Below are 23,687 nucleotides of genomic sequence, written 5' to 3' on the forward strand. Positions count from 1 at the left end.
GTCGTGAAGGCTCAAAAGATCATTGCGGGCGCCTCGGCGCTCATCGTCCTCGGCGCCGGATCGCTCTTCCTCACGCGCGGTGGGATGCCGAGCGGCGACGGCGAGGCGCATGCGGCGGCGCCCGCCTTCGTCATGCCCGTGCCGGTCGCATCGGTGGTGAAAAAGACCATTCCGGTGACGCTCGACTATTCGGCGCGAACGGAATCGCTGCAAAACGTCACCTTGCAGACCCGCGTGTCCGGCTATCTGATGCAACAGGTCGCCGCCGACGGGGCGGACGTCAAAGCCGGCGACCTGCTCTACAAGATCGATCCGCGCGACTATGAGGCCGCGCTCGATCAGGCCAAGGCGCAGGCGCAACGGGAAAGCGCCGCGCTCGATTATGCGCGCGGCAATCTCGACCGCGGCGCCAAGCTTTCGAAAACCGGCTTTCTGGCCAAGGATTCGTTCGACCAGCGCCGCAGCACGCTCGAACAGGCTGAAGCGGCCGTGGCCGCCGCGCGGGCAACTGTGCGCGCCGCCCAGCTCAATCTCGAATATACCGAGATCCGTGCGCCCTTTTCCGGCCGTATCGGCCGCAATCAGGCCGCGATCGGCACGATGGTCGGCGTCGGCGGCGCCGTGTTGAACACGCTGGTTCAGCTCGATCCGATTTACGTGACCTTCAATCCCAGCGAAACCGATCTCGCCGCCATTGACGAGGCGCGCAAGATCGGGCCGGTCAGGGTCGAGATTCTAATGGCGGGGCAGGCGCCGGCTAGGCGACAAGGCAAGCTGAGCTTCCTCAACAACATTGTCGATCAGGCGACTGGCACGATCACCGCCCGCGCGCTGATCGAAAACCACGATCATGCGTTGCTGCCGGGCCAATATGTTCGCATCCGCCTGCATCTGCGCGACGAACCCGGCGCGCTGATGGTTCCGCAGGCCGCGCTGGGGTCGAGCCAGCTCGGCAAATATCTTTATGTCGTCGGCAAGGACAATGTCGTGGAGCAGCGCGTCGTGTCGCTCGGCGCCATGCATGAGGGGCTGGTTGTGATCGAGAAGGGCGTGGCCGAAGGCGATCAGGTCATCGACGGCAATTTGCAGAAAATCGGACCGGGCATGCCCGTAAGGGCTCTGCCGCACAGCTGAATGCGACGCCTTGGCCGGACCCATGTCGTTCGCCGATGTCTTGCGAAGCGCTCTGAACTCAAGCATTTTGGGTCTGCTGGCGCGTCGAGCGACCTTGAACGTTCGCAATCCGGCGCAGCGGCCATTGCTGGGCGCGCTCGCGTTGGTCCGCTCGCCGCTATCGCTTCCGTCGCAGATCGACCCTGGGTGGAATTCTGCGACGCTCAAGGTCTTGGGCGCTGGACGGCTCATTCCCGGTGTCGCCCGGGAAAGACCCGTGTTTGACCTAAAGCCGTCGTTCGCCGAGGAGCCCACTTCAAACGCCGCAGGTGGTCATGCCAACACGGTCTCCACCGCCGCCTGAAAAGCTGCCGCTATCGGTCGCACAAGATCGCCCGACGCACATCTCATATCGTCGTCAGCGGTGTGAAAGAAGCGATGGCCGCCATAAAGGCCGATCATGCTCTTGTAGCCAGCGTTCAGGACATTGATCAGTTCGCCCCCGGTGGTGGTCCGATCGGCGACGTAGGCCGCCTCCAGGCCGGAGACGCCTTGAAAGGCCGCGCGGACGGAATTGACGATGTCGGCGCTGGCCGTGAGAACGCGCTGGGAATCGGCGCTGGGGAGCGGCCGCAGCGACGGGCCGAACTCGTGCCAATCCCGGGCTGCGGCGCTGGCGCCGATGTGGACCCAGAGCGCCGTCGCCGACGGCGAGGGCGCCACGGTCAGATAGTGCTCGCCGCCGAGATATTCATACTCATGGCCGCTGGTTGCGACGAGTTCGACATTGACGCCATGGTCCGTTTGCGAAAGCCAACGCGCGAGCCACAACCAGACCGCAAGCCCCGATCCCCGTTCCGCCGCGCAGGTGAACCAGCCCGATCGTGGCGTGGATAAGACCAAAGTCCTGGGCGCATTGCGGTCAAGCCGGGCGATCAGATTGAACGCCGTGCGCTCGCCGCCCCGTCCATCGACGATCAAGGTCCCATCGCGGCCCTCCTGGGCGGCGGTCAGGAACGGCTGAACGTCCTTGGGCGCCAGGATCGCCACCGGACGATCATAGGCCGGCTTGTGTGTCGAGACGTTGAGCGCGATCGCCTCCCTGGTCGGGCCGGTCGTCACCAGCACGGCTGCGGCCGCGCCACGACCGAACGCCTCCGCCAGGGGCCGGGCGACCTGCGGATCGACGAGCGTGGCCCAGCGTTTGTAGGGCAGTGCGATGACCGCGATCGCGCCGGACAAATCCCCACGGTCAGACGCCAGACGCAGCGGCGCCGACAGGCCCCGCGGCCCTGTCGGCGCGACGATCGCCTGCGGGATCACCTGGGCGTGCGCCTCGCCGCTCGAAAGCGTCGCCTGTCGGATTTCGAAATACGGAACGTCAAACGGCTGGCGTCGGCGCCCGTACCCCCAGCCGCTCAGCTCCTGTTCCAGCCAGGCCCCGCAGGCCGCATCGCCCGGGCCGCCCGACGCCTTGATCCCGAAACCGCAGTACTGATCCAGCCGCGCCTGCAACCATGCCGTATTCTCCGTCGCAGCCGCCGCGCCTGAAGCGGGCTGGCCCAGCGCAGGCGTGTCAATGGCGCCGCCGACGAGACCGACGAGGCCGGCGCCGCCCAAAAAACCTCGACGAGACGAAAGCATGCGCATTTCCTCCAACGGGCCACGCTCAAAGGCGGCCAAACAGTCAAGTTGTCGTCATCAAGCTCAAAGAACGCCGAACTATACGGTTGCGTCAAATAATAATATAATTTCTATAGGAATATGCGATATATCCCACCTTCAGCCGCGCGCCAAGGGCGCCGAGGACCCTTTTTCGAATTCCGCGCGGGGCCTCTATGGCGGCGCCGCCCGCACCATTTGACGCAGATTCCGGCAACCAAGACCGCGATCAGGAGCAGACATGAGCAGCCATCCCTCTCGCCGGGCCGTCCTCGCAGGCTCCGCCGCCCTCGGAGCGCTCGGCCATCCTCTCGCTGCTTTTTCTGAGGCGAGCATCCCCTCGAACGCGCCCCCAGCCGCCATGCAGGCGGTGCTGGACTACGTGCAGGGCCAGAAGACCACCGGCTTCCTGATCATCCGGAACCGTCAAGTTTTGGTCGAGAAAAACTGGCCCCTTCCTGACGATGCGGTCCAGTTCCGTGCGGCCGCCGCCTATGAGACGACCCCCGAAGGCGCGCTTCTGGAGGATGTCGCCTCACAGCAGAAGAGCTTCGTCGCAGTGCTGGCGGCGATCGCGGTCGACAAGGGCCTGATCGATCTGAACAAGCCGGTCAACGCCTATCTCGGCGCCGCCTGGTCGAAAGCCTCGCCCGAGCAGGAAGCGAACATCCGCGTCATCGATGTTCTCACCATGAGCTCGGGCTTGACCACCGAATTCGCCTATGTGGCGCCGCCCGGCGCGGTCTTCCTCTACAATACCCCGGTCTATGCGGCGACCAAGCGGATCCTGGCCGCCGCCGCCAATCAGCCGCTTGAGACCATCACTCGGGATTGGCTGACGGCGCCGGCGGGAATGAACAACACCCATTGGCGCAAGCGTCCGGCCGCATTGGCGGATGTCGGCAACCCGACGGGCCTGGTCACGAGTCCGCGCGACATAGCCAAGCTGGGCCAGATCGTTCTGGACGGCGGCAAGGCGGCCGACGGCGCCCGGATCGTTTCCGAGGCGGGGCTCAAGGCTATGTTCACCCGCTCGGCCGCCAACCCGGCATATGGCCTCTTATGGTGGTTGAACGGCAGCGCCTACACCATAAAACCCCTGGCGGAGCGCGTCGAAAGGCCTCTGATTGCCGCGGCGCCATCGGACCTTGTCGCCGCGTTGGGCGCGTTCGACCGAAAGCTCTATATTGCGCCCAGTCGCGCTTTGATCGTCGTGCGCACGGGCCAGGCCGCCCCCGACAGGGATTTCGACCAACATCTATGGCTTCGATTGGCCGCTGCGCTTTAACGCGTCAAGCCGCCCGGCGCTTGGCGCCGAACGCGCACCCCGTTGCTGTCCCGAGGCGCGCGTGATCTGAAGCGGCTCATCTGATTGCTCTCGTAGCCGGCGCGACAGACGGCTACGGCTACGGCGACCCGGTCGTCGCCATAAGGCGCCGGCATGGCGTGCCAGGATGTGCTCCATCGGCGGTCCGATCCACGCCGAAATGTCCAGAAACCGTTTTGGAGCGTGGCCGAGGGCGCGAAGCGCGGCCCTGCGACTCAGCAGGAGTCTCCTTTGGCGCCCGAAGTCTCCGCCGCTCATAATCCTACTGCATGAGTGGTATATCTTGGGCGCGTTGGCGATTTCGCAGTGGACGGCGCAAATCGGAGCGCCGCGCGCGCCCATGCGGCCCGGCTTGGCTATATTTTGTACTCACGATGAAAAGATAGACAACATACTGCCGCCGCGATCCGATAAACATTCTAATTTCTGTATGATCAAAAAAATATTCTTCTCATTTACCTGCATAGTCTCCGGTGTTTACGTTGAAATTGTCGCAACGGAGCGGACCTCATGTCTTCAGAATATTACAGTCAGGCCCTTCATGGCCCGTTCGACGTGTTCGAGGCCGGTGATCTCGACCTGGAATCCGGCGGGAAATTGCGTGGCGGGAAATTGGCTTACGCCACCTTTGGCGCGCTGAACGCCGATAAATCCAACGCCATCCTGTTTCCGACCTGGTATTCCGGCACGACCAAAATCCTGGAACAGGCCTATGTCGGCCCCGGCCGGGCGCTCGATCCGGAAAAATATTTCATTATTCTGGTCAACCAGATCGGCAATGGCCTGTCGTCCTCGCCCAGCAACACGCCGGCGCCGTTCAACGCCGCCGCCTTCCCGAAAATCTCCATCGGCGACGACGTGCGCGCCCAATACAAGCTCGTCACGGAGCATTTTGGGATTACCCGGCTCGCCCTGGTTCTCGGCGGCTCGATGGGGGCGCAGCAGAGTTTTGAGTGGGCCGCGCGCTATCCCGACGCCGTCGCCCGCGTCGCGCCCATCGCCGGAACCGCTCGCGAAACCGCGCACAACCGCCTGCTGGCGCAGACCTTCATCGAAGCCATAACCAGTGACCGCGCCTTCGACGACGGCTGGTATGCGCCCGGCGCCGTGCATCGCGGTCTGCGCGCCCACGCGCGCGCGTTCGCCGCCTCCGGCTTTTCGCAAAAACTGTTCAACACGCGCGGCTGGGCCGGACTCGGCTTCACCGACACGGAGGATTTCGTCGCCGGCTTTGTCGAGAACCATTTTTTGCCGCAGGACCCCAACAATCTGATCCTGCTGGCGCGCAAATGGCGCGACGCCGATGTGTCCCGCCTGACCGGCGGCGACCTTGCGGCCGCGCTGGGTCGAATCAAGGCGAAGACCGCGGTCATCGCCATCGACGAGGACGTGTTCTTCCCGCCCGAGGACATCGCGGCCGACCAGCAGCTCATCCCCGGCTCAGCGCTGAAGCGGGTGTCGTCGATCTGGGGCCATCTCGCCTTGTTCGGCGTCGATCCCGACTGGAGCCGCGCCGTCGATCACATCCTCACCGGCCTTCTGGCCACGCCGGCCTGACCCCTCACCCAAGGAGCCCCGCATGACCGACGTCCTGCGTCCCCCGATCGATCCCTATCCGCTCAGCCCCTATGTCGCCTGGGCCGGCGCCCGCAACAAGGACCCGATCCTCGCCGCGCTCAAAACCCTGCTGCCGGAACAGGGCAACGTGCTGGAGCTGGCGACCGGCGCCGGCCTGCACATCAATTATTTCGCGCCGCATTTTCCAGGCCTGACGTTCCAGCCCTCCTACTACGACGCCGATGTGTTCGACAGCATCAAGGCCAAGCGGGCGGACGCCGGCAATTCCAATGTGCGCGACCCCATCCGCATCGACCTCACCGATCCCGCCAGTTTTCCCGACCCGGCGCAACGGCTGTACGACGCGATTTTCGTCATCAACATTTTTCAGGTGGCGCCGGTGGCGATCAATGACGGCATCGCCCATCTCGGCAGCAAGCTTTTGAAGGACGACGGCCTGATCGCCATTTACGGCCCGTTCAAGCGCGACGGCGCCTACACCACCGAATCCAACGCCGCCTTCGACAAGGAAATTTTGGCGGCGAACGTGCCGGAATGGGGTTTGAAGGACATTGGCGATCTGGAGAAGGCCGCCGCGCCGCACGGCGTCAAGCTCGACAAGGTTCTGAACCTGCCGGCCAACAATTTCATTCTCGTCTTCAGGAAGGCGTGACCTCGCGCATGGCGAAAAATCCGTCCGAGGCGAACGACGCGGCGCCTGTCGCGCTGGTGTTCGGCGTCGGCCCGCGGCGCGGGCTGGGCGTCGCGCTGGCGCGCCGTTTCGCCGCCGAAGGGTTGAAGACCGTGATTGTCGCGCGGGACGAAAAACGTCTGGCGCGACAGGAGGCGGCGCTGCGGGCCGAAGGGCTCGACGTGTTCGCCTTCGTGGCCGACGCGACCGAAACGGGCGCGGTCGCGTCGGCCTTCGATTTCGCACAATATCACGGGCGGCTGGCGTTGGTCGTGTTCAATGTCGGCGCCAATCGCGCGGCCCCGGCGCTGGAAACAACGCCCGCGGATTTTGAGGCTCTGTGGCGGCAGAACGCCTTCGCCGGTTTCCTGGTCGGCCGCGAGGCGGCGGGCCGCCTCGCTGCGCTGGGCGGCGGCACGCTGCTGTTCACCGGCGCCACGGCCTCGTTGCGGGCGCGAAACCCATTTCTCGCCTTCGCCTCGGCCAAGGCGGCGCTGCGCGCCGTGGCCCAGGCGCTTGCGCGCGAGTTCGCGCCAAAGGGGGTGCATGTCGCCCATGTCGTCATCGACGGCGTGATCGACGGCGATTACGCCAGGACCAACTTCCCGGACTTTTACAAGGCGCGTGGCGCGGGCGGACGGCTGAAGCCAGACGCCATCGCCGCAGCCTATTGGGGGCTGCACGAGCAGGAGCGCAGCGCCTGGACCCACGAACTGGACCTGCGTCCGTTCAACGAGGTTTTTTGACGACGTCATGAGGAGAGCGCAATGGCCATACCCCACGTCTACGTCTACGCCGAATACCAGGTGTCCATTCCGTTTGACAAAATCGACTGGGCGCCGATCAATGTCGAGATGAAGAAATTCCCCGGCCTCTTGTCAAAGACATGGCTGTCCGGCGTCAACACCCACAGCGTCGGCGGCTTTTACGCCTTCGACACGCGGGAGAACGCCCAGGCCTATATCGACGGATTGCTCACGCCCTTCGCCCGGCAGATCAACGGCAATCTGTCGGCGCGCCTGTTCGACGCCGACGTGACGGCGCAAGCCAGCATCGGCATGGACTCTCCGTTCTTCGCGCGAACGTGACCGCCGGCGCCCCGATGAAACCCGCAACAACCGCCGTCCACGCCGGCCTGGGCGCTCCCCGCCCGGGCGAGCCCGTGCTGAGCCCGCTGGTTCCCGCGACCAGCTTTTACGCCGATCCCGATGTGATCGGCTTTTCGGCCAATGACCTCGGCGACGACGCGCCGCATTTTTACGCGCGCTGGTCCAATCCGAGCGCCGCCGCGCTGGAGGCGCGCCTCGCCCGTCTCGAAGCCGCCGAGGCGGCGTTGAGCTTCGCCAGCGGCATGGCGGCGATCTCCGGCCTTTTCCTGCACAGGCTCAAGGCGGGCGATCACCTTGTGCTGTCGAACGTCTGTTACGCCGGCGTGGCCGAACTGGCGCGGGCGCTGCCGAACCATGGCGTCGCGGTGACGGCGGTCGACACGTCCGACCTCGCCGCCGTCGCCAACGCGCTCAGGCCGGAAACAAAACTCGTTCATATCGAGACGCCGGCCAACCCGATCCTGCGCCTCGCCGACATCGCGGCGCTCGCCGATCTGGCCCACCAGACGGGTGCGGCGCTCAGTGTCGATTCCACCCTGGCGACGCCCATCGCCACGCAACCGATCCAGCTCGGCGCCGATTTCGTCGTCCATTCCCTGACCAAATACGCCTGCGGCCATGGCGACGCGCTCGGCGGCGCAGTGATCGGCAAGAACGACGCCATTGCGGCGCTGCGCCGGGATGCGCTGATCCATCTTGGCGCCGCCATCAATCCCTTCGCCGCTTGGCTGATCCTGCGCGGGCTGGAAACCTTGCCGCAACGCATGGCCGCCCATGCGAACAACGCCTGCTCGGTCGCCGGCTTTCTCGAGTCGGCGCCCGGCGTCAAACGCGTCATCTATCCCGGCTTGCCCAGCCATCCGCAACACGCCCTGGCGCGCCGCCAGATGCGCAATTTTTCCGGAATGGTGTCCTTTGTCGTGGATGACGGAGCGGAGGTGGCGCGGCGGCTCGCGCAAAAGCTCAAATTGGTCGCCTATGCTGTGTCGCTCGGCAAGACGCGCAGCCTGATTTTCCATATCCCCACCGCCGACCTTCTGCGCAGTTCGTTTCACCTGGAAGGCAGGGACGCCGAAAGCTATCGCGATTGGGCGGGCGACGGCGTGTTCCGCCTGTCCGTGGGCATAGAAGACGCCGACGACATCATCGCCGACCTTGAACAGGCGCTGCTGCGATGAGACGGCATACGGTGCCCAGAAAATCTGTTGCGAGATCGGAATCATGCCCAGGCTGGCCGCGCTTGCGGGCAGCAGGATGGGACGCGCGCGATGCCGGGTCGCCTCCGTGACCGCGGAGATCGCCTACCAAACCCCGGCGGCCTACGCCGCCAATCTCCCCGCAACATGCGATCAGCTGCGCAACCCCGACCAGTTCCGCCGATCGCATGTTGCTCCCACCGCGCCCCAAGGCGTAAAACCCGCCGAGGCTCTAATCGCCGCTGGATGAAAGTTCAGTGGCAGGTCACGCCGCCCTCAACGATTTGCCGGCCGAGGAGTGGGAGTTCGCGGAATGGCGGCGCGCGCGGGTCAATCTCGATTGTCACATCGAAGCGCATGACTTCCTCTATTCGGTTCTCTACTCCCGTATGCTCAGGCTGTTCGCCGATCTGGCGATCGCGCATGGCAATGCGCGTTACCCACGGCTGTTGCGCTCGATCGTCCGCGCCAAACTGCTCATTCCGGACGACTGGGAGCCGGAAGCCCTGAGGCCGGAACAGGCGCGCGATCTGCTCGAAATCGTCGAAGAGCGTGTTCTCGACCGTGCGGCGCCGCACCGTTCGCAGGAAAGGCACGCTGTCGCAGGACCCGGCTGATGGTCTTCAAGCTCGGAACGGCGGCCTCGAAAAACCGGCGCCGGCTGAAGGGCCAAAACCAGTTGCCGAAAATCATCAACGGCGTAAAGTTTCGCAACGGAATCGCGCATAGCTCGTTGTGGAGCCGGCTTTTCGCGCCCGTGCCCGGATCGCCGCGAGGATGAGCGGCGCTATTCCTTGCCTCCGGGCAACAGGACCTGGAACTGTTCAGGCGTGAGATAGCCCGTGACCGCCTCGCCCGTGCTGCGTTGGTAGCCCATGATGGCCTCACGCGTCAGAGGGCCCATGATGGAATCGATCGGGCCGGTATAAAGGCTCATCTGCTTCAGCCGCTCTTGAATGCGCTCGCGCTGCCTCTTGCCGAGTTGGCTTTCGTCGATCGACGGAGTTGCGGCGCCGCGCGCGGCGTTCTCGATGGTGTGGCCCCCTGCATCCTTTTCCCTGGCGAACTGGGCCTGCGCTTCCGCCTTGACCTTTTCGGCCTCGGCTTGGGCGCGCGACGCTTCCGATTGCGCCCTTTGCAATTCCGCCTTCGCCTTTTCCGCTTCCGACCGCGCCTGTTGCAGCAGGCTGGCGCCTGCCGGCCCGTCCGTCGCGGCCGCCGACGTCGGGGTCGGCTTTGCAAGATTGGCGTCGGGGATCGCGCCAAACGAGGCGCCGACATCGGCGGACGCCGCGCGGACAAGGACCGCGAGGGGCGGCGTGGGTTGCTGCAGAAGATCTATGACCGCATCAGTCGCCTGCTTGGTTGCGGCGTCGATGCGCGACACCGGCAATTTGGCCGACGCCGAAAAGATGGTGGCGACGGATTTGGGGTTTTCGGCGGCGTAGCGGGGCCGCGGATCGACATCGGGAACCTCGATCTCGAAATTCGGCGTCGTCATCAGGACGATCACCGCTCCAGCCTTGGCCTTGCCGGCGATCCGCGCGACGGAGGAGACGGAGATGGCGCGCGAAAAGAGGTCGGTGGCGGCGTGCAGTTCCGCGCTGACAGGCAGGAAATAGCTTTCGTCGCCCGCCGCCGCGACGTGCCCCACCAGGAACGCCAGGGCGAGATCAGCGCCATTCGCCTTCTGAGAGAAATCGAGCAGGATGGCCCTCGCGCGGGCATTGGGGGCATTGGCGCTGAAGAGAACGCTGAACCCCTTGGCGTGCAGCGCTTCGGCGATGGCGGCGGCGCGCTTGACGCCGATAACGGATTTCTGGAACTTCTCGTAATCCTCGCCGACCATCACCAGCGCCACTCTGTCGGTCGCCTCGGCCCGCCACGGCGCCAGACTCGCCAGCGCGACGAATGCGACCGCCATCCACCGTCCGGCGCGCATGAGGCGCGAGCATTCGCGCCCAAGCCCCTTCCGCACTAACGACGGCGTGATTTCGGCACGAAAAGATTCCATGGCGCCAATCCTTGAATTGGTTTAACGTGTCCAGTGTAATTCATGGGTAATTCTGCTAACCTTTAGGTTTTCCTCATGCAAATGACGCGGCGCCTGCGTGGCGCAGTCACAAAATGCAACGTTCTAGATTATGTTTAAGACAATATCATGTATCTCTATGATTTACAATAGAGTAGTTATTTTGAAATAAAGTGATATATAATCACAGAAGCGATTAAGTTGTTGGCGACGTTCCCGATAAATTAATGCAAAAAATTGCTTCACCCTTGGGTCGGAGTCCAACGATGGGTTGTCCAGATGGGATTGACGCTACGCTTCAATATCATTCTCACCGCCTGCTACCTGGCCGGACTTGGCCTTTGCCTGTGGCCGTTTTATCAGCTTTCGCGACACGAGGCCCTGGAAGAACTCCAAGCGCAGATCGACGTGCTGAGGGGTCAGGCCTTATCTGTGCGCAAATACACCAGCGACGAAATCCGCCCGCTGCTCGACGACCAGTCCTCGATCCAGTTCCTGCCGCAGACGATCCCGTCCTTCTCGGCGCAGACCGTCTTTCGCAATTTTCGCAGCATCAATCCGCAGTATTTTTACAAGGAAGCGGCCCTCAATCCGACGAACCCGTCCGACCTCGCGAAGGACTGGGAGCAGTCGGTCATCGAAAAACTGAGCGCCGATCCCAAGCTGGAAAAGGACGTCAGCATTCGCGTCACCGAGGCGGGGCCGCAATATACGGTGACCTATCCCATGCTCATCAAGGACGAGGGTTGCCTGACGTGCCATTCCACGCCCGATAAGGCGCCGCCGTCGATGGTCGCGCTCTACGGCTCGAAGAACGGATTTGGCTGGAAACTGAACCAGACCCTTGTGGCGCAGATCATCTCCGTTCCCATGAGCGTGGCCGACGCCAAGGTCTGGCGCAACCTGATGCAGTTCGTCGGCATTTCGAGCGGCATATTCCTCATGTCGCTCATCGTGCTCAACATCCTGCTCAGGCGTTATGTCATATCGCCGGTCAACAAGATGGCGAGCATCGCGGAGGCTTACAGCATGGGCGAACCCACCCATCAGGAGTTCGAATATCCCGGGTCCGACGAGGTCGCGTCGCTGTCGCGGTCGTTCAACCGCATGCGGCGCAGCCTCGATGTTGCGATGAAGATGCTCGACGCCTGAGGGCGGGATGGAGGACGATGAGGAACGGCGCAGTTCCGGAACGCGTTGGGAAATACCGCATCGACCATGTGATCGGGCGCGGCGCGATCGGCGTTGTCTTCAAGGGCTACGACGAACAGATCGACCGGCCCCTCGCCATCAAGACGCTGCGCCCCGAGATTTTCGACGACATACAGGACCCCGAAGGGTTCCTGCGCCACTTCACCGCCGAAGCGCGAGCGGCGGCGCGCTGCCTACACCCGAACATCGTCACCGTGTTCGACCTCGTGGAGCAGGAGCAGCGCCCTTACATCGTCATGGAATATGTCAACGCCGGCACGCTGGAGAACGTGATTCAGGCCGGCGCGCTGATCCCCATCCGGCAAGTGGGGGAAATCATGGCGCAGATCCTTCTCGCGCTCGATCACGCCCACGGCAAGGGCGTGCTCCACCGCGACGTGAAGCCGGCCAACATTCTCTGCCCCTCGTCGGCCTCCATCAAGATCGCCGATTTCGGCGTGGCGCGGCTCGACTCGCTCGACATGACCAGTCCGAACGGCCTTGGACTGGGCACGCCGAACTACATGGCGCCAGAGCGTTTCCTTGGACGCCCCGCCGATGTCAGAACCGATCTTTTTTCGGCCGGCGTCATCCTCCACCAATTGCTCACGGGTGCAAAACCTTTTGTCGCCAGCGACTTGCCCGAGCTGATGCAAAAGCTTCTCAACGAGCGCCTCCCGTCGATCATGACGCTTCGGCCCGACCTGTGGTCCGAGATGGACGTCGTCGCGCAAAAAGCCCTTGCGCGGAACCCCGAAGACCGATTCCAGAGCGCCGAACTTTTCCTGGAGGCGCTGAGTCTGGCGATCGAGGCCCGCCCCAGCGACAACAGGCCGCCCCTGGATCTGACCAAGCTGTCGCGATCCAACGCCATCGACGCCAGCGCCAAAGCCGCGCCGGAACCGCTCGGCGCGACCATGGCGGCCCGGCTTTCCCCGGACGCCATCGACGCCTTGAGCCGCACGCTGGCGCGCTGGCTTGGACCGATTTCCCGGTTCGTCGTCAAGCAGGCGGCGCGGGAGACCAGCGACGCCGAGGCGCTGATCGGGTTCTTGAGCCGGAACATCAAGACCGACGCCGAGATCGCTCTGTTCTGGCAGGCCGCCGACAAACTGCTCAGGGAGGACCTCGGCCTGGCGTCGGCGCGCGCGAGGGAGGCGATCCGGGACGCCGAGATCAAGGCCGCAATCGAGGCGCTCGTCTGCGAGATCGGACCCATCGCCCGGCATCTCGTGAGCCGGGAGGCCCACACCGCCATCGGCCGCGACGATTTCTACCGTCGGCTCGCCGAAAAAATTCCCGACGAGCGCGCGAAAACGCGCTTCCTGGCGCTGCGCGAGCGGTTAGGAAAGGCGAACTGAAATGCCGGAGTCGCCGCCGCAAAGCCTGAACCCCGGCGCGCCAGCCCTGCGCCGGCGCCGCCTGCGGGCGGTCTTTGCGGCCGATGTCGCCAATTTTGGCGGCATGGTCTCCATCGAGGAAACCCGCACCCTCGACTCCGTCTGGTTCGTTCGCCGTGTCGCGACCGAAGAACTCGCGACCCACGGCGGTTGGCTTTTTGGCCTGCCGGGCGATGGAATATTCGCATTGTTTGAAAGCACGGTGGACGCCGTGCGCTGCGCGCTGCAGATCCAGGCGAGGCTTCGGGACCAGCCCAAGGTTCACGCTCTCAAATTGCGAATCGGCGTGCATCTCGGCGAAGTCCTGTTCCAGGACGAGCTTCCGTTCGGCGAGACGCTGGTCATCGCCTCTCGCCTCGAAAGCCTTGCGGAACCCGGCGGCATCCTGGTCTCGGCCGCGGTGCTGGACGCGGTCGCGTCCCATATCGCGGCCATCTTCAGCGAAAGCGGCGTGCCCAGGCTCAAGCACAGCGCCAGGCGCATCGAGACATTCACGGTTTCGCCGCCCCCGCCGCCGGGCGCGCGCCCGGCGGGCGGGGTCCTCGACCGCACGGTCGGACCGGGACCGGCCATCCCTCGGCCGCCCCCGGCGTCTCGTCTCCCGCCAACGCCAGACGCCGACGAGATCGCGACTTCGCCGCCCGCCTATCCCCTCGCCATCGAGCCGCGCGCAAAGGACGTCGCCGCGCCGGCGATGGAGGCGGGGCCTGCCGTCGCGCCCGCGCGCGGCGGCGGAATCGACGACGCCAGCCTCCGCCGGCTCGCGCTGCTTCTCACCACCCATCTCGGCCCGATGGCCAGGGTTCTGGTCCGCCGCAAGGCGATGGAGAACCCGGATGCGGCCAAGCTCATCATGACGCTGGCGAAGGAAATCCCCACCAAGGCGGACCAGCAGGTTTTCATCGCGGACGCCCGCGCCTCACTCGCTGGCGTCCGCCAGGTCTGAGAGCATTTCCGCGTTGCAGATCGTCAGCACGCCTTTCTCCTGGAACAAGACGCCCTCGTCGATCCAGCGGTTGAGCAGCTTGTTCAAGCTTTCGCGCGACATGGCCGTCCACTGGGCGAGTTCGCCCTGAGTCAGCTTCAGCGTGAGTTCGTGGCCGCGTCGCGTCAGGCGGCTGTGATCCTGGGCCAGATGCGCCAGGAGCCGCGCCAGCCGTTGCGGCGCCGGGCGCAAGACGGCGTCCTCCATGCGCGCGGATGTCCAGCGCAATCGTCTGCACAGCAGTCCGATCACATTTCGCGCGAGTTGGGAGTCCCGCTCCAGCGCGCGAAAAAACGTGGCCCGGGAGATGCTGACGAGCTCCGCCGGCGACATGGCGGAGGCGCCCGCCGTGCGCACGCTGCCGTCGAGCATGCCGATCTCGCCGAAGATGGACCCGGCGACCAGGACGTTCAGCGTCACCTCGACGCCGGAGGCCGAGGCGATCCAAATGCGCATCCGCCCGGACAGAATGACGAACAGGGCGTCGGAGGGATCGCCGACATTGCAGAGGAGCTCGCCCTTCTGCAGTTTCCGTCGCGGCGCCCGGCGCTGAATATCCTCCAGCGCTTCCACGGAGACGTTGTGGAAGATCTCCAACTCTTGCAGGCGCGGGAGCAAGGGCTCGGCAGGGTCTTGCATGTGGCGCTCCTGATGCGAACAGCTCTTGGCCGTCTCCAGAATAGAACCGCAAACGGGAAAAGGAAGACGGGGGTGTGGCCCGGATCACAGACCGGGGCGGATCGGCGACCCATGCTGCTGCGGCCTCATTGGGAAAGGAGCCAATCATGAGCGTCGAGGAAATAGAGCAGCGGTCCGGTCACTTCAGCCCTGGCGGAGAATTTTTTGGCGGCGGACCCGACGACGGGTTCGGGCGCCACGATCATTGGCATGCGCATGAAGGGCGTCACGCGCATGCGCCGGCCGATCACGGCGGCGGTCTCGGCTGGGGACATGCGGCCTGGAGCGAAGCTGGCGGGTTCGCGCATGTCCTCGGCGGCGGTCAGGCGGAAACATTCGCGGACCACGACGCCGGCGCCGGCTTCGCCGGCGTCTCGAATGCGACCAGCGTGCTGTTCAATGCGGCTCCGGGCGGCGCGATCGGCGTCGGTGGAAATGTCGAAACCGTGGGATTTCAGTCGGTGGACGGCGGGTTTTCGTCGCATGATTCCGCAAGCTTTGCGCATGGCGCGCAAGTCGAGACCACGAGCATCATTTTCAACGTGGCGAGCGGCGGAACGCTCGATGTCGGCGGCAGCGTCGAAGCCCTGTCGTCTCAATCGTCGCTGTTCGGCGCGTCGTCCTCGCACGATTATGGCCTTTCGCACCCGCAGTCCGAAGCGACCAGCATCGTCTTCAATGTGGCGAGCGGCGGCGCGATTCACATCGGCGGCGACGTCGAGGCGTTGGCGCAGCAGAGCTTCGTTTCGGCCCAGGCGGCCGATCTCGCCCACCACGTCTGAGAGACGCGCAAAAAAACACATCAGGCCCCGCCCGCGCGGGGCCTTTTTTTGTGCGCATCGCCGAAAAACGCCGCCGAGAAAAAACGCCAGCAAGAAAAAACGCCCCTGTGGCGCAGTTCACAGCGCCGAGCGCCGGTTGAAGGCAAAGTGTCCTCATCGCTGATCGAGAAGACATCGCGGCGATGCAAACCCTGAAACCAGACCTGAAACTCATCAACTCAAAGGAAACACATCATGTCCGATCTTGCCTGGCTCAACGCTTTCGGCTCCGACCTCAACAGCGCCTCCCAGTCCGTCACGTCCAGCGTCGGCAACGGCATTGGCAACACCATCGGCGGCTCCGTCATCACCGAGGGCGACCAGCGCGTGGGCGATCATGGCTTCAGCCTTGGCGGCGATAATTCGGCCAGCCAGCACGTTGACGCGAGCGTGGCCAACGGCGCCTTCAACACCGTCGGCGGATCCGTCATCACCGAAGGCGACCAGCGCGTCGGCGATCATGGTTTCTCCTCGTTCAGCCTCGGAAGCGACAACTCGGCGCACCAGGACGTGAACGCCACCGTGGGCAATGGCCTGGGCAACTTCATCGGCGGCCCCGTCATCACCGAAGGCAGCCAGAGCGTCGGCGGCCATGGGTTCGGCTTCGGCTTCGGCGGCGACAATATGGCGAGCCAGCACGTCGATGCGAGCGTGGCCAACGGCGCCTTCAACGCCGTGCTCGGCGGGGTGGCGACCGAAGCCCACCAGAGCGTCGGCGGCGACCACGGCATGATGACCGTGCATCCCATCTAAGCAGGAGCAAAGCGACCAAACGCCGGCCCCGCCAAAGGCGGGGTCGTTTCCTATCGGGTGAAACAGCCGCCGCGGCGACTGCGCCGCGCATTTCACCCACGCGAGAAAACGCAAACAGACAGTGGAGATGATCATGACAGATGCGTGGCTCAATGCATTCGGCGCCGGACTGAATATTGGCGTGGACGCGCCGACGGCGGTTGTGGGCAATGGCCTTGGAAACAGCGTGGGCGGCTCGGTCGTCGCATCCGGCGACCAGCACGTCGGCGACAGCGGGCATTATAACGGATTCGGACCGGTCAATGTCGCGGTGGACGTGCCCACTCTCGTCGCCGGCAATGGCGTCGGCAACACGATCGGCGGCGACGCGGCAGCTTTCGGCGGCCAAGAGGTCGGCGGGCAGGACCACAGCTTTCACGCGTCGACGCCGTTCGGCGGCGTCAACGTCGCCGTGGAAACGCCAACCCTCATTGCAGGCAATGGCGCCTTCAACGCCATCGGCGGCAATGTCGAGGCGGTCGGCCTGCAACATGTCGCGGACCACGGCTTCCTTCACGCCTGAATCGGCCCATCCGCCACTCCAAAGGCCCCGCCCGCGCGGGGCCTTTTTTGTGCGCATCGCGGGAAAACGCCGCCGAGAAAAAAACGCCAGCAAGAAAAAACGCCCCTGTGGCGCAGTTCACAGCGCCGAGCGCCGGTTGCGGGCAAAGTGTCCTCATCGCTGATCGAGAAGACATCGCGGCGATGCAAACCCTGAAATCAGACCGAAAATTCAACTCAAAGGAAACACATCATGTCCGATCTTGCCTGGCTCAACGCTTTCGGCTCCGACCTCAACAGCGCCTCCCAGTCCGTCACGTCCAGCGTCGGCAACGGCATTGGCAACACCATCGGCGGCTCCGTCATCACCGAGGGCGACCAGCGCGTGGGTGATCATGGCTTCTCCTCGTTCAGCCTCGGAAGCGATAATTCGGCGCATCAGGACGTGAACGCCGCCGTGGGCAATGGCCTGGGCAACTTCATCGGCGGCCCCGTCCTCACCGAAGGCAGTCAGAGCGTCGGCGGCCACGGGTTCGGCTTCGGCCTCGGCGGCGACAATATGGCGAGCCAGCACGTCGATGCGAGCGTGGCCAACGGCGCCTTCAACGCCGTGCTCGGCGGGGTGGCGACCGAAGCCCACCAGAGCGTCGGCGGCGACCACGGCATGACCGTGCATCCCATCTGAACAGGCGCAAAGCGAGCAAACGCCGGCCCCGCCAAAAGCGGGGCCGTTTCATGTTCCGGCGAATGCAAAAAGCCTGTGGCGCAATTCACAGCGCCCGGCGCCGTTCTCGACGATGCTTCGTGACAGGGGCGCGCATCGGCGCCCGATACCGCAAGGATCACCCATGGCAGCGCACACGAGCAAGCCGACCGAAAACCCGCACCTGCAGTTCAGCAAGGCCGTTCGCGGCCTCCGCGCGCCGCTCGCGGGCGTCAGCGGCGTCAGCTGCATCGGCAACGTCCTGATGTTGACCGGCCCGCTGTTCATGATGCTGGTTTACAACAAGGTCTTGACCAGCAAGAGCGTGCCGACGCTGGTCGCGCTGTGCGCGCTGACGCTGCTGCTTTACTGCTTTTACGGCTTTCTCGAAGGCCTGCGCGGAAAACTCATGGCCCGCGTCGGCATCACCTTCGACCACAGGCTCGCCCCCTCGCTGTTTCTGGCGACGCTGCGGTTGCCTCTGCATTTCGGGCCGCACGCCCGCCAGCACGACCCGCTGCAGGATCTCGCGACGGTCCGCAATTTCCTGATGGGCCCCGGCCCGTCGGCGCTGCTCGACCTCCCGTGGATTCCGATCTATTTCGGCGTTCTCTACGCCGTTCATCCCTTGCTCGCGGCCATGGCGCTTGCAGGAGCCGGCCTGCTGGTCCTGCTCAGCATCGCCAGCCAGGCGCTGACGAAATCCACCCTGCGCAACGCCAACCAGTCGGCCGTCTCGACTTTCAGCCTTCTGATGGACGTGCGCCGCAACTCGGAGGCCGCGGCGGCGATGAGCATGGGCGACGACCTCTGCAAACGCTGGGGCGGCGGCTATGTCAACGCCATTTCCCACGCCCGCGACCAGGCGGACCAGGCCAGCGTGTTCGGCGCCGTTTCCAAGGCGTTGCGGCTGGTGCTGCAATCTGGAATGCTCGCGCTCGGCGCCTATCTCGTCATCGACTCGAACATGTCGCCCGGCGGCATGATGGCCTGCTCCATCATCCTTGGCCGCGCGCTCGCCCCCATCGACCAGGCGATCGCCTACGCTCCCTCCGCCACCGCGGCCTGGCAGGCGTTCAAGCGCGTGAAGACCTTGACCTCGTCCCTGCCCAAGGCGCAGGCGCAGCAGCACGGCATGCCGCGTCCGAGCAAGACCCTTTCCGTGCGCGACATCGCCATCGCGCCGCCCGGGTGCGCCGCCGCGACGGTGGCGGGCGTGTCGTTTGAAATCGAAGCCGGCGACGCCCTCGGCGTCATCGGGCCGAGCGGCTGCGGCAAGTCCACCCTCGTCCGCGCGCTCGTCGGCGCGTGGTCGACGGCGCGCGGGGAAATCCGCTTCGACAATGCGATGATCTCGCACTATTCGCCGGAAACGCTGGCGGCCTCCATCGGCCATCTTCCGCAAACCATCGAACTCTTTGACGGAACCATCGCGGAAAACATCGCGCGTTTCCGCAAGGAAGCGAGCACCAAGGACGTGGTGGACGCCGCCCGTCTCGCCGGCGTGCACGAGATGATCCTGACCTTTCCAAAGGGTTACGACACGCCGGTGGGCGAAGGCGGAATGACCCTGTCGGGCGGCCAGCGCCAGCGCATCGGTCTCGCCCGCGCCGTGTTCGGCAATCCGTTCCTCGTCGTGCTCGACGAGCCGAACTCGAACCTCGACCCTCTGGGCGAACAGTCGCTCAACGAGGCGATCCAGCGCATGCGTCAGGCGGGCCAGATCGTCGTGATCGTCGCCCATCGGCCCAGCGCGATCTTCGCGGCCAACAAGATCCTGTCCTTGCGCAGCGGACGCGCGGAAATGTTCGGCAGCAAAAAGCACGTGCTCGCGGCGCTGTTCCCGCGCGCCGGCCAGCCGCACAAGCCGGCCGAGGTCGTCAACGGCGGCGCCGCGCCCGCGCCGGCGCAGCCGGCCAGCGTCCCGGCTGGCTCCGGCGCCAGCCCTGCGGTCGCCAGCCTTGACCTGACCCGGATGCGGAAAATGGCTGCGACGCAGAAAGCCGCGAACGTGTGACGCGGTTCACAGCGCGGGCGCGCGGCCGCCGCCATAGTCGCGGTCGGCGGCGGCAAGTCCCGCCAGCGCAAACAGGAGGGCGAATTGACCGATTTCACCACCGACCTCGCAGACACCGAGACGTCCATCCGCAATCTGATGCGCGCCTTTCTGGCAAGCGTGACGCTTGTTTGCGGCGGCGTGGTGGGATGGTCCGTGACGACCAGGATCGACAGCGCGGTCGTCGCCGCCGGCGCCTTCGCGGTCAAATCGAGCACGCAAAACATCCAGCACCCCGAGGGCGGAATCGTCGGCGCCCTGTTTGTCCGCGACGGCGACCTGGTGCGGGAAGGTCAGGTCCTCATCCGGCTCGACGCGGCCAAAGTCAGCAGCGACGCCAGCATTGGCGAGCGCAAGCTGATCGAACTGATCGCCGAGCGCGCGCGGCTGGAGGCGGAGCGCCAGGACGCGGCCGCGATCGTTATGCCGAAGCCTCCGGCCGCGTCGCTGGAGGCGCGGGAGACGTTGCAGACGAGCATAAAGGCGCAGCAGGCGCTGCTGGACGAAAAACGCTCGGCGCGATCGAGCCAGTTGGCGCAACTCGCCGAGCGCCGCACGCAGATCGAAACCCAGATTCGCGGACTGAATGAGCAGCTTTCGGCGACGCGCGGAGAAATGCAGCAGGCCGCGGGCGATCTCGCGGACCAGCGTTATCTCGACAGCAAGGGACTGATGCGGCGCCCGATGTTGCGCCAGACGGAACGGGAGGTCAGCCGGCTCAATGGCCAGATTGGCGATGCCGAGGCGCGGATCGCCAGCGCCCGCTCCCAGCTGACGGAAACCAATTTCAAGATCGCGGAGGTGAAAAAGAGCGGACAGTCCGACATCCTGACCCAATTGCAGACCGTCGTGGAAAAGATCGCTCAGGCCGAGCAGGAGCGGACGACCGCGCTCGACCGGTTGCAGCGGCTGGAGATCAAGGCGCCGCGTACGGGCTACGTCAACGAGCTTTCCGTGCATACCGTCGGCGGCGTGATCGCGCCGGGCCAGACCGTGATGTCCATCATTCCCGACGGCGATCCGCTCCTGGTGACGGCGAAGATCTCGCCGACCGAAATCGACGAAGTCCAAGCGGGCCGTCCCGCGACCGTGCGGCTGAGTTCGCTGAAGGTTTCAACGCCGCCGGAGCTTGAGGGCGTGGTCGCCGGCGTCTCTCCGGACCAGTTGAAGGATGAGCGCACCGGACAGCCCTATTTCATGGTGAAGATCGACGTGCCCGCGTCCGAGGCGACGAAGCTGCAGGGCAAGGCGTTATTCCCCGGCATGCCCGCCGAAGTCCTGATCCGTGGCGAGGCGCGGCGTGTGATCGCCTATCTGACGCAGCCGCTGACCGACAAGATCGGACTGGCGTTCCGCGAAAAGTGATGATTCGAGTCATGGGCGCCGGAGGCGGCGCCCATGGACGCCGCGTTGTCGTCGGAAATGCCAATCCTTGGCGTCATGCCCAAGAGGCGTGTGATGGTCGGGCTTCCACAGCAACTTTCGACAGTCTGGCTGATTGTGTCAGTCGTCGCCTTTCTCGCAAAACATCTCATCACCGACTTTTTCCTGCAGACGAAATGGATGGCGCTGGGCAAGACCAAGACGGTGGGATGGGTCTTGCCGCTGTCCGTCCATGCGGGCGTCCACGCCGCGGGCACGCTGGCGATTTGTCTTGCGCTCGCGCCCGCGCTTTCCTGGTTCGCCGTCGTCGACTTCTTCGTTCATTTCCTGCTCGACCGCGTCAAGGCCGTGCTGGCCCGCCGCTGGTCGGCGACGCCCGACCAACAGATTTTCTGGTGGCTGCTCGGGACCGACCAAACCCTGCACGCGCTGACGCATTTCATCTTCGCCCTTTGGATCGCCGCCGCCCGCGGCGCGGCGGGACCTTGACCGCCCCCTGCTTCAACTTACGGGGAGTGCGATTTTCACGTCCGTAGAGCGGGTGTATATTGGCCCATGGCTGTCAGTTCGTCCGATCTGAAGACATTTCTGGTCTCCACGCCGTTTTTCGGGGGCCTGTCGGACGCACGCCTCGACATTCTCGTCTCCATGCTGGTCGAACGCAGGTTTGACGCAGGCGCCATCGTCGTGTCGGAGGGAGAGGCGGGGCGTTCCATGTATGTCGTTCACGCCGGCAAGCTTGGCGTGAGCAAGATCGGCGCGTCCGGCCGTGTGATCCGCATGGCGGCGCTCGGGCCGGGCGATTTCTTCGGCGAAATGACGCTGATCGAGATGCAGAACCGATCGGCGACGGTCGTCGCAGAAAGCGACACCGTTCTATATGAGCTTTCAGCCCAGAGCCTTTACGCCTACTACAAGGCCGACGTCCACGCCTACGTCATGGTGCTGCTCAATATCAACCGCGAGCTTTGCCGGCGGCTGCGCGGCGCCAACGCGCGTATCGCCGGGTTGGCGGATCGCGTGAGCGAAAGCGTGGGGTTCGACGAACCGCAATAGACGGATCGCGGACACGCGTCCGACAATGTTCCGCCATGAACATAAACGATATTTAGTAATCAACACATTGTGAGCAGGGGTTCGCTTGTCCTTCGCCATTCGCTCGTTTCCCCGGAATTTGTCTGTTGAATGCAGCGCCGAGAGCGCCCAGTTTGCCCTCCCCGCGCGCGGGGCGTTTGCACCAGTCCCCTCCGACAAAAAGGCGTCCTCAATCGGAAGCGTGACGGGCCGCGTCCATGCGATCAGGAATCTGGCCGCCGACATGGTCAAGGTCGTGATTTCGACCGACGAACAGTTGGAGATTTTGCCCGGCCAGCATGTACAGGTTTGCATTTCCGGATTTCCGAGCCGCGTCTACAGCCCGACCGTTCCGCTGAAGGAGCCCGTCGATAACAGGAAGATTTGCTTCCATGTGCGGCGGGTCGCCAATGGTCGCGTTTCCAGCGCGCTTGGCGCCGCGATCGGGCCCGGACGAAAGGCGTCGATCTCACGACCCGAGGGCTCGGCCTTCTTGCGGCCAGGCCTGAGCAACCGCCTGGTTCTCGTGTCGAGCGGCGCCGGGTTTGCGTCCGTGTGGTCCATCGCTCACGCCGCCTTGCGTGAAAACGCCGAGCGGGAGATCGTCGTCATCGCCGAGGCGAAGCACCGCGGCGACCTTTACCTCGCCAACGCGCTGGTGCGGCTCGCCGCCTGCCCGAACGTGCGCGTCCATCCGGTCATCCGGGCGGCGGACAAGCCGCAATCGGCTTTCTGGATCAACAATCCCCTCGTGTTCATGCCGCGGCTCTCCCCCGACGACATCGTCCATGCGTTCGGCGCGCCGCTGCTGGTCGAGGGCGTCGCCTCCGTCGCGCGGACTGCGGGCGCTCTCTGTTACGCCGAGCCGTTCGTCGCTGCGGAACTGGAAGCGACGCCTTGAACGGCGATCCCGGCGCGGCCCACGGCATCGGTGGAGATCGACGCGGCGCCTGAATCATTCCCTCGACCTATGGCGACGCCGACGAGGAACGGCGTCTCGCCTATGTCGCGCTCACCCGCGGCAAGCGCCATGTGACAATTTCCTCGGTGTCACGCGCGCTCCGATCGGCGACCGGCAGATTTAACGTTAGGTCTGGGGAAGCCGCTGCCCGCACGGCGGAGTCATTATATCCAAAATGCCCGGATCGGGCGGCCACAAGCTCTATCTGCAAGCCGGCGAATACTCGTTGCAATCTATTGCGGCAATCTCGGCTCGGGCATTCTGTTCCCGCGCGCAACGCCACTGCAGATCGAGCGCGAGAACGCTTTATACGTCGATCTCGCCCTGATCGAGCGCCTCGCCCAGGCGGAAAGCGCCGACCGCGTCGGCGCGCGCCGGCGCGGCGCCGAAATCGGCAATGCCCCGGAAAATCAGGAGGCGGCATAGAAATATGCCCGCCTATCGGCAGAGAGCGG

General features: G+C 64.7%; 23 protein-coding genes and 3 pseudogenes. 23 read left to right on the forward strand and 3 right to left on the reverse strand.

Annotation, left to right across the window (positions count from 1 at the left end; all coding sequences use genetic code 11):
- The first annotated feature begins 3 nt into the window (after window positions 1–3).
- Together CFB24_RS18390 and CFB24_RS22680 are read left to right on the forward strand one after the other, a co-directional pair.
- Window positions 4–1,134 (forward strand): efflux RND transporter periplasmic adaptor subunit, encoded by a 1,131-nt coding sequence (locus CFB24_RS18390; RefSeq protein WP_244593259.1) that lies wholly within the window; start codon window positions 4–6, stop codon window positions 1,132–1,134.
- A 22-nt stretch (window positions 1,135–1,156) separates the two neighbouring features.
- Window positions 1,157–1,477, forward strand: a complete 321-nt coding sequence (locus tag CFB24_RS22680; protein ID WP_141098502.1) for a hypothetical protein — start codon at window positions 1,157–1,159, stop codon at window positions 1,475–1,477.
- On the opposite strand, the gene CFB24_RS18395 is transcribed toward CFB24_RS22680, so the two are convergent.
- The gene (locus CFB24_RS18395) at window positions 1,447–2,733 is read right to left on the reverse strand and encodes a hypothetical protein (protein WP_088522104.1); all 1,287 of its coding nucleotides are present in this window, start codon (window positions 2,731–2,733) and stop codon (window positions 1,447–1,449) included. The genes CFB24_RS22680 and CFB24_RS18395 overlap by 31 nt on opposite strands.
- A 283-nt stretch (window positions 2,734–3,016) precedes the next feature.
- Here CFB24_RS18395 and CFB24_RS18400 point away from each other — a divergent pair, with 283 nt between their 5' ends.
- From CFB24_RS18400 to CFB24_RS23680, 9 genes and pseudogenes are all read left to right on the forward strand, one after another.
- Complete coding sequence (locus tag CFB24_RS18400; RefSeq protein ID WP_088522105.1) at window positions 3,017–4,063, forward strand: serine hydrolase domain-containing protein; 1,047 nt, start codon at window positions 3,017–3,019, stop codon at window positions 4,061–4,063.
- Between the two features lie 549 nt (window positions 4,064–4,612).
- Window positions 4,613–5,659: an alpha/beta fold hydrolase gene (locus CFB24_RS18405; RefSeq protein ID WP_088522106.1), complete on the forward strand. Its 1,047-nt coding sequence runs from the start codon at window positions 4,613–4,615 to the stop codon at window positions 5,657–5,659.
- Between the two features lie 22 nt (window positions 5,660–5,681).
- Window positions 5,682–6,332, forward strand: coding sequence for a DUF938 domain-containing protein (locus tag CFB24_RS18410; RefSeq protein ID WP_088522107.1), 651 nt, complete (start codon window positions 5,682–5,684; stop codon window positions 6,330–6,332).
- A gap of 8 nt (window positions 6,333–6,340) precedes the next feature.
- Window positions 6,341–7,096 carry an SDR family NAD(P)-dependent oxidoreductase gene (locus CFB24_RS18415; protein WP_088522108.1) on the forward strand — a complete coding sequence of 252 codons (756 nt, stop codon included), beginning with the start codon at window positions 6,341–6,343 and terminating at the stop codon, window positions 7,094–7,096.
- A gap of 21 nt (window positions 7,097–7,117) precedes the next feature.
- Window positions 7,118–7,438 (forward strand): YdhR family protein, encoded by a 321-nt coding sequence (locus CFB24_RS18420; RefSeq protein WP_088522109.1) that lies wholly within the window; start codon window positions 7,118–7,120, stop codon window positions 7,436–7,438.
- A gap of 14 nt (window positions 7,439–7,452) precedes the next feature.
- Complete coding sequence (locus CFB24_RS18425) at window positions 7,453–8,637, forward strand: trans-sulfuration enzyme family protein (protein WP_088522126.1); 1,185 nt, start codon at window positions 7,453–7,455, stop codon at window positions 8,635–8,637.
- A 124-nt stretch (window positions 8,638–8,761) separates the two neighbouring features.
- Window positions 8,762–8,905: pseudogene (locus CFB24_RS23670) on the forward strand (IS3 family transposase); the annotation flags it as partial.
- A gap of 139 nt (window positions 8,906–9,044) precedes the next feature.
- Window positions 9,045–9,161 (forward strand): annotated as a pseudogene (locus CFB24_RS23675) (AAA family ATPase); the annotation flags it as partial.
- A gap of 28 nt (window positions 9,162–9,189) precedes the next feature.
- Window positions 9,190–9,436: pseudogene (locus CFB24_RS23680) on the forward strand (hypothetical protein); the annotation flags it as partial.
- Window positions 9,437–9,442: 6 nt separating this feature from the next.
- On the opposite strand, the gene CFB24_RS18435 reads toward CFB24_RS23680, so the two are convergent.
- A complete protein-coding gene (locus CFB24_RS18435) occupies window positions 9,443–10,579 on the reverse strand; it encodes a peptidoglycan-binding domain-containing protein (protein ID WP_158255267.1) in 1,137 nt (378 codons plus the stop codon).
- A gap of 387 nt (window positions 10,580–10,966) precedes the next feature.
- Between CFB24_RS18435 and CFB24_RS18440 the strand changes: the two genes are divergently transcribed.
- From CFB24_RS18440 to CFB24_RS18450, 3 genes are read left to right on the forward strand one after another with little or no spacing between them, the layout of a single operon-like run.
- On the forward strand, window positions 10,967–11,839 hold the full coding sequence (locus CFB24_RS18440) for a Tll0287-like domain-containing protein (RefSeq protein ID WP_088522112.1): 873 nt from the start codon (window positions 10,967–10,969) through the stop codon (window positions 11,837–11,839).
- A 17-nt stretch (window positions 11,840–11,856) separates the two neighbouring features.
- The gene (locus tag CFB24_RS18445) at window positions 11,857–13,239 is read left to right on the forward strand and encodes a serine/threonine-protein kinase (protein ID WP_088522113.1); all 1,383 of its coding nucleotides are present in this window, start codon (window positions 11,857–11,859) and stop codon (window positions 13,237–13,239) included.
- A 1-nt stretch (window position 13,240) separates the two neighbouring features.
- Complete coding sequence (locus tag CFB24_RS18450; RefSeq protein ID WP_088522114.1) at window positions 13,241–14,224, forward strand: adenylate/guanylate cyclase domain-containing protein; 984 nt, start codon at window positions 13,241–13,243, stop codon at window positions 14,222–14,224.
- Here CFB24_RS18450 and CFB24_RS18455 read toward each other — a convergent pair.
- Complete coding sequence (locus CFB24_RS18455; RefSeq protein WP_088522115.1) at window positions 14,198–14,902, reverse strand: Crp/Fnr family transcriptional regulator; 705 nt, start codon at window positions 14,900–14,902, stop codon at window positions 14,198–14,200. The two genes, CFB24_RS18450 and CFB24_RS18455, sit on opposite strands and share 27 nt — an antisense overlap.
- Before the next feature lie 146 nt (window positions 14,903–15,048).
- On the opposite strand from CFB24_RS18455, the gene CFB24_RS18460 reads away from it, so the two are divergent.
- The 9 genes from CFB24_RS18460 to CFB24_RS18500 all read left to right on the forward strand — a co-directional run bounded on the left by CFB24_RS18460 (window position 15,049) and on the right by CFB24_RS18500 (window position 23,172).
- Window positions 15,049–15,723: a hypothetical protein gene (locus CFB24_RS18460; RefSeq protein ID WP_088522116.1), complete on the forward strand. Its 675-nt coding sequence runs from the start codon at window positions 15,049–15,051 to the stop codon at window positions 15,721–15,723.
- Between the two features lie 234 nt (window positions 15,724–15,957).
- Window positions 15,958–16,515, forward strand: a complete 558-nt coding sequence (locus CFB24_RS18465; RefSeq protein WP_088522117.1) for a hypothetical protein — start codon at window positions 15,958–15,960, stop codon at window positions 16,513–16,515.
- Window positions 16,516–16,648: 133 nt separating this feature from the next.
- Window positions 16,649–17,077, forward strand: a complete 429-nt coding sequence (locus CFB24_RS18470) for a hypothetical protein (RefSeq protein ID WP_141098503.1) — start codon at window positions 16,649–16,651, stop codon at window positions 17,075–17,077.
- A gap of 231 nt (window positions 17,078–17,308) precedes the next feature.
- Window positions 17,309–17,740 carry a hypothetical protein gene (locus tag CFB24_RS18475; RefSeq protein WP_088522119.1) on the forward strand — a complete coding sequence of 144 codons (432 nt, stop codon included), beginning with the start codon at window positions 17,309–17,311 and terminating at the stop codon, window positions 17,738–17,740.
- A 163-nt stretch (window positions 17,741–17,903) separates the two neighbouring features.
- Window positions 17,904–19,775 carry a type I secretion system permease/ATPase gene (locus CFB24_RS18480; RefSeq protein ID WP_158255266.1) on the forward strand — a complete coding sequence of 624 codons (1,872 nt, stop codon included), beginning with the start codon at window positions 17,904–17,906 and terminating at the stop codon, window positions 19,773–19,775.
- An 84-nt stretch (window positions 19,776–19,859) separates the two neighbouring features.
- Window positions 19,860–21,179, forward strand: coding sequence for an HlyD family type I secretion periplasmic adaptor subunit (locus CFB24_RS18485; RefSeq protein WP_088522121.1), 1,320 nt, complete (start codon window positions 19,860–19,862; stop codon window positions 21,177–21,179).
- 33 nt (window positions 21,180–21,212) lie between these two features.
- A complete protein-coding gene (locus CFB24_RS18490; protein ID WP_244593258.1) occupies window positions 21,213–21,686 on the forward strand; it encodes a DUF3307 domain-containing protein in 474 nt (157 codons plus the stop codon).
- 66 nt (window positions 21,687–21,752) lie between these two features.
- Window positions 21,753–22,253, forward strand: coding sequence for a Crp/Fnr family transcriptional regulator (locus tag CFB24_RS18495; RefSeq protein ID WP_088522122.1), 501 nt, complete (start codon window positions 21,753–21,755; stop codon window positions 22,251–22,253).
- A gap of 220 nt (window positions 22,254–22,473) precedes the next feature.
- The gene (locus tag CFB24_RS18500) at window positions 22,474–23,172 is read left to right on the forward strand and encodes an FAD-binding oxidoreductase (RefSeq protein WP_141098504.1); all 699 of its coding nucleotides are present in this window, start codon (window positions 22,474–22,476) and stop codon (window positions 23,170–23,172) included.
- Window positions 23,173–23,687 lie beyond the last annotated feature (515 nt).

Origin of the sequence: Rhodoblastus acidophilus (genome assembly GCF_900187365.1) — a bacterium.
GTDB lineage: Bacteria > Pseudomonadota > Alphaproteobacteria > Rhizobiales > Beijerinckiaceae > Rhodoblastus > Rhodoblastus acidophilus.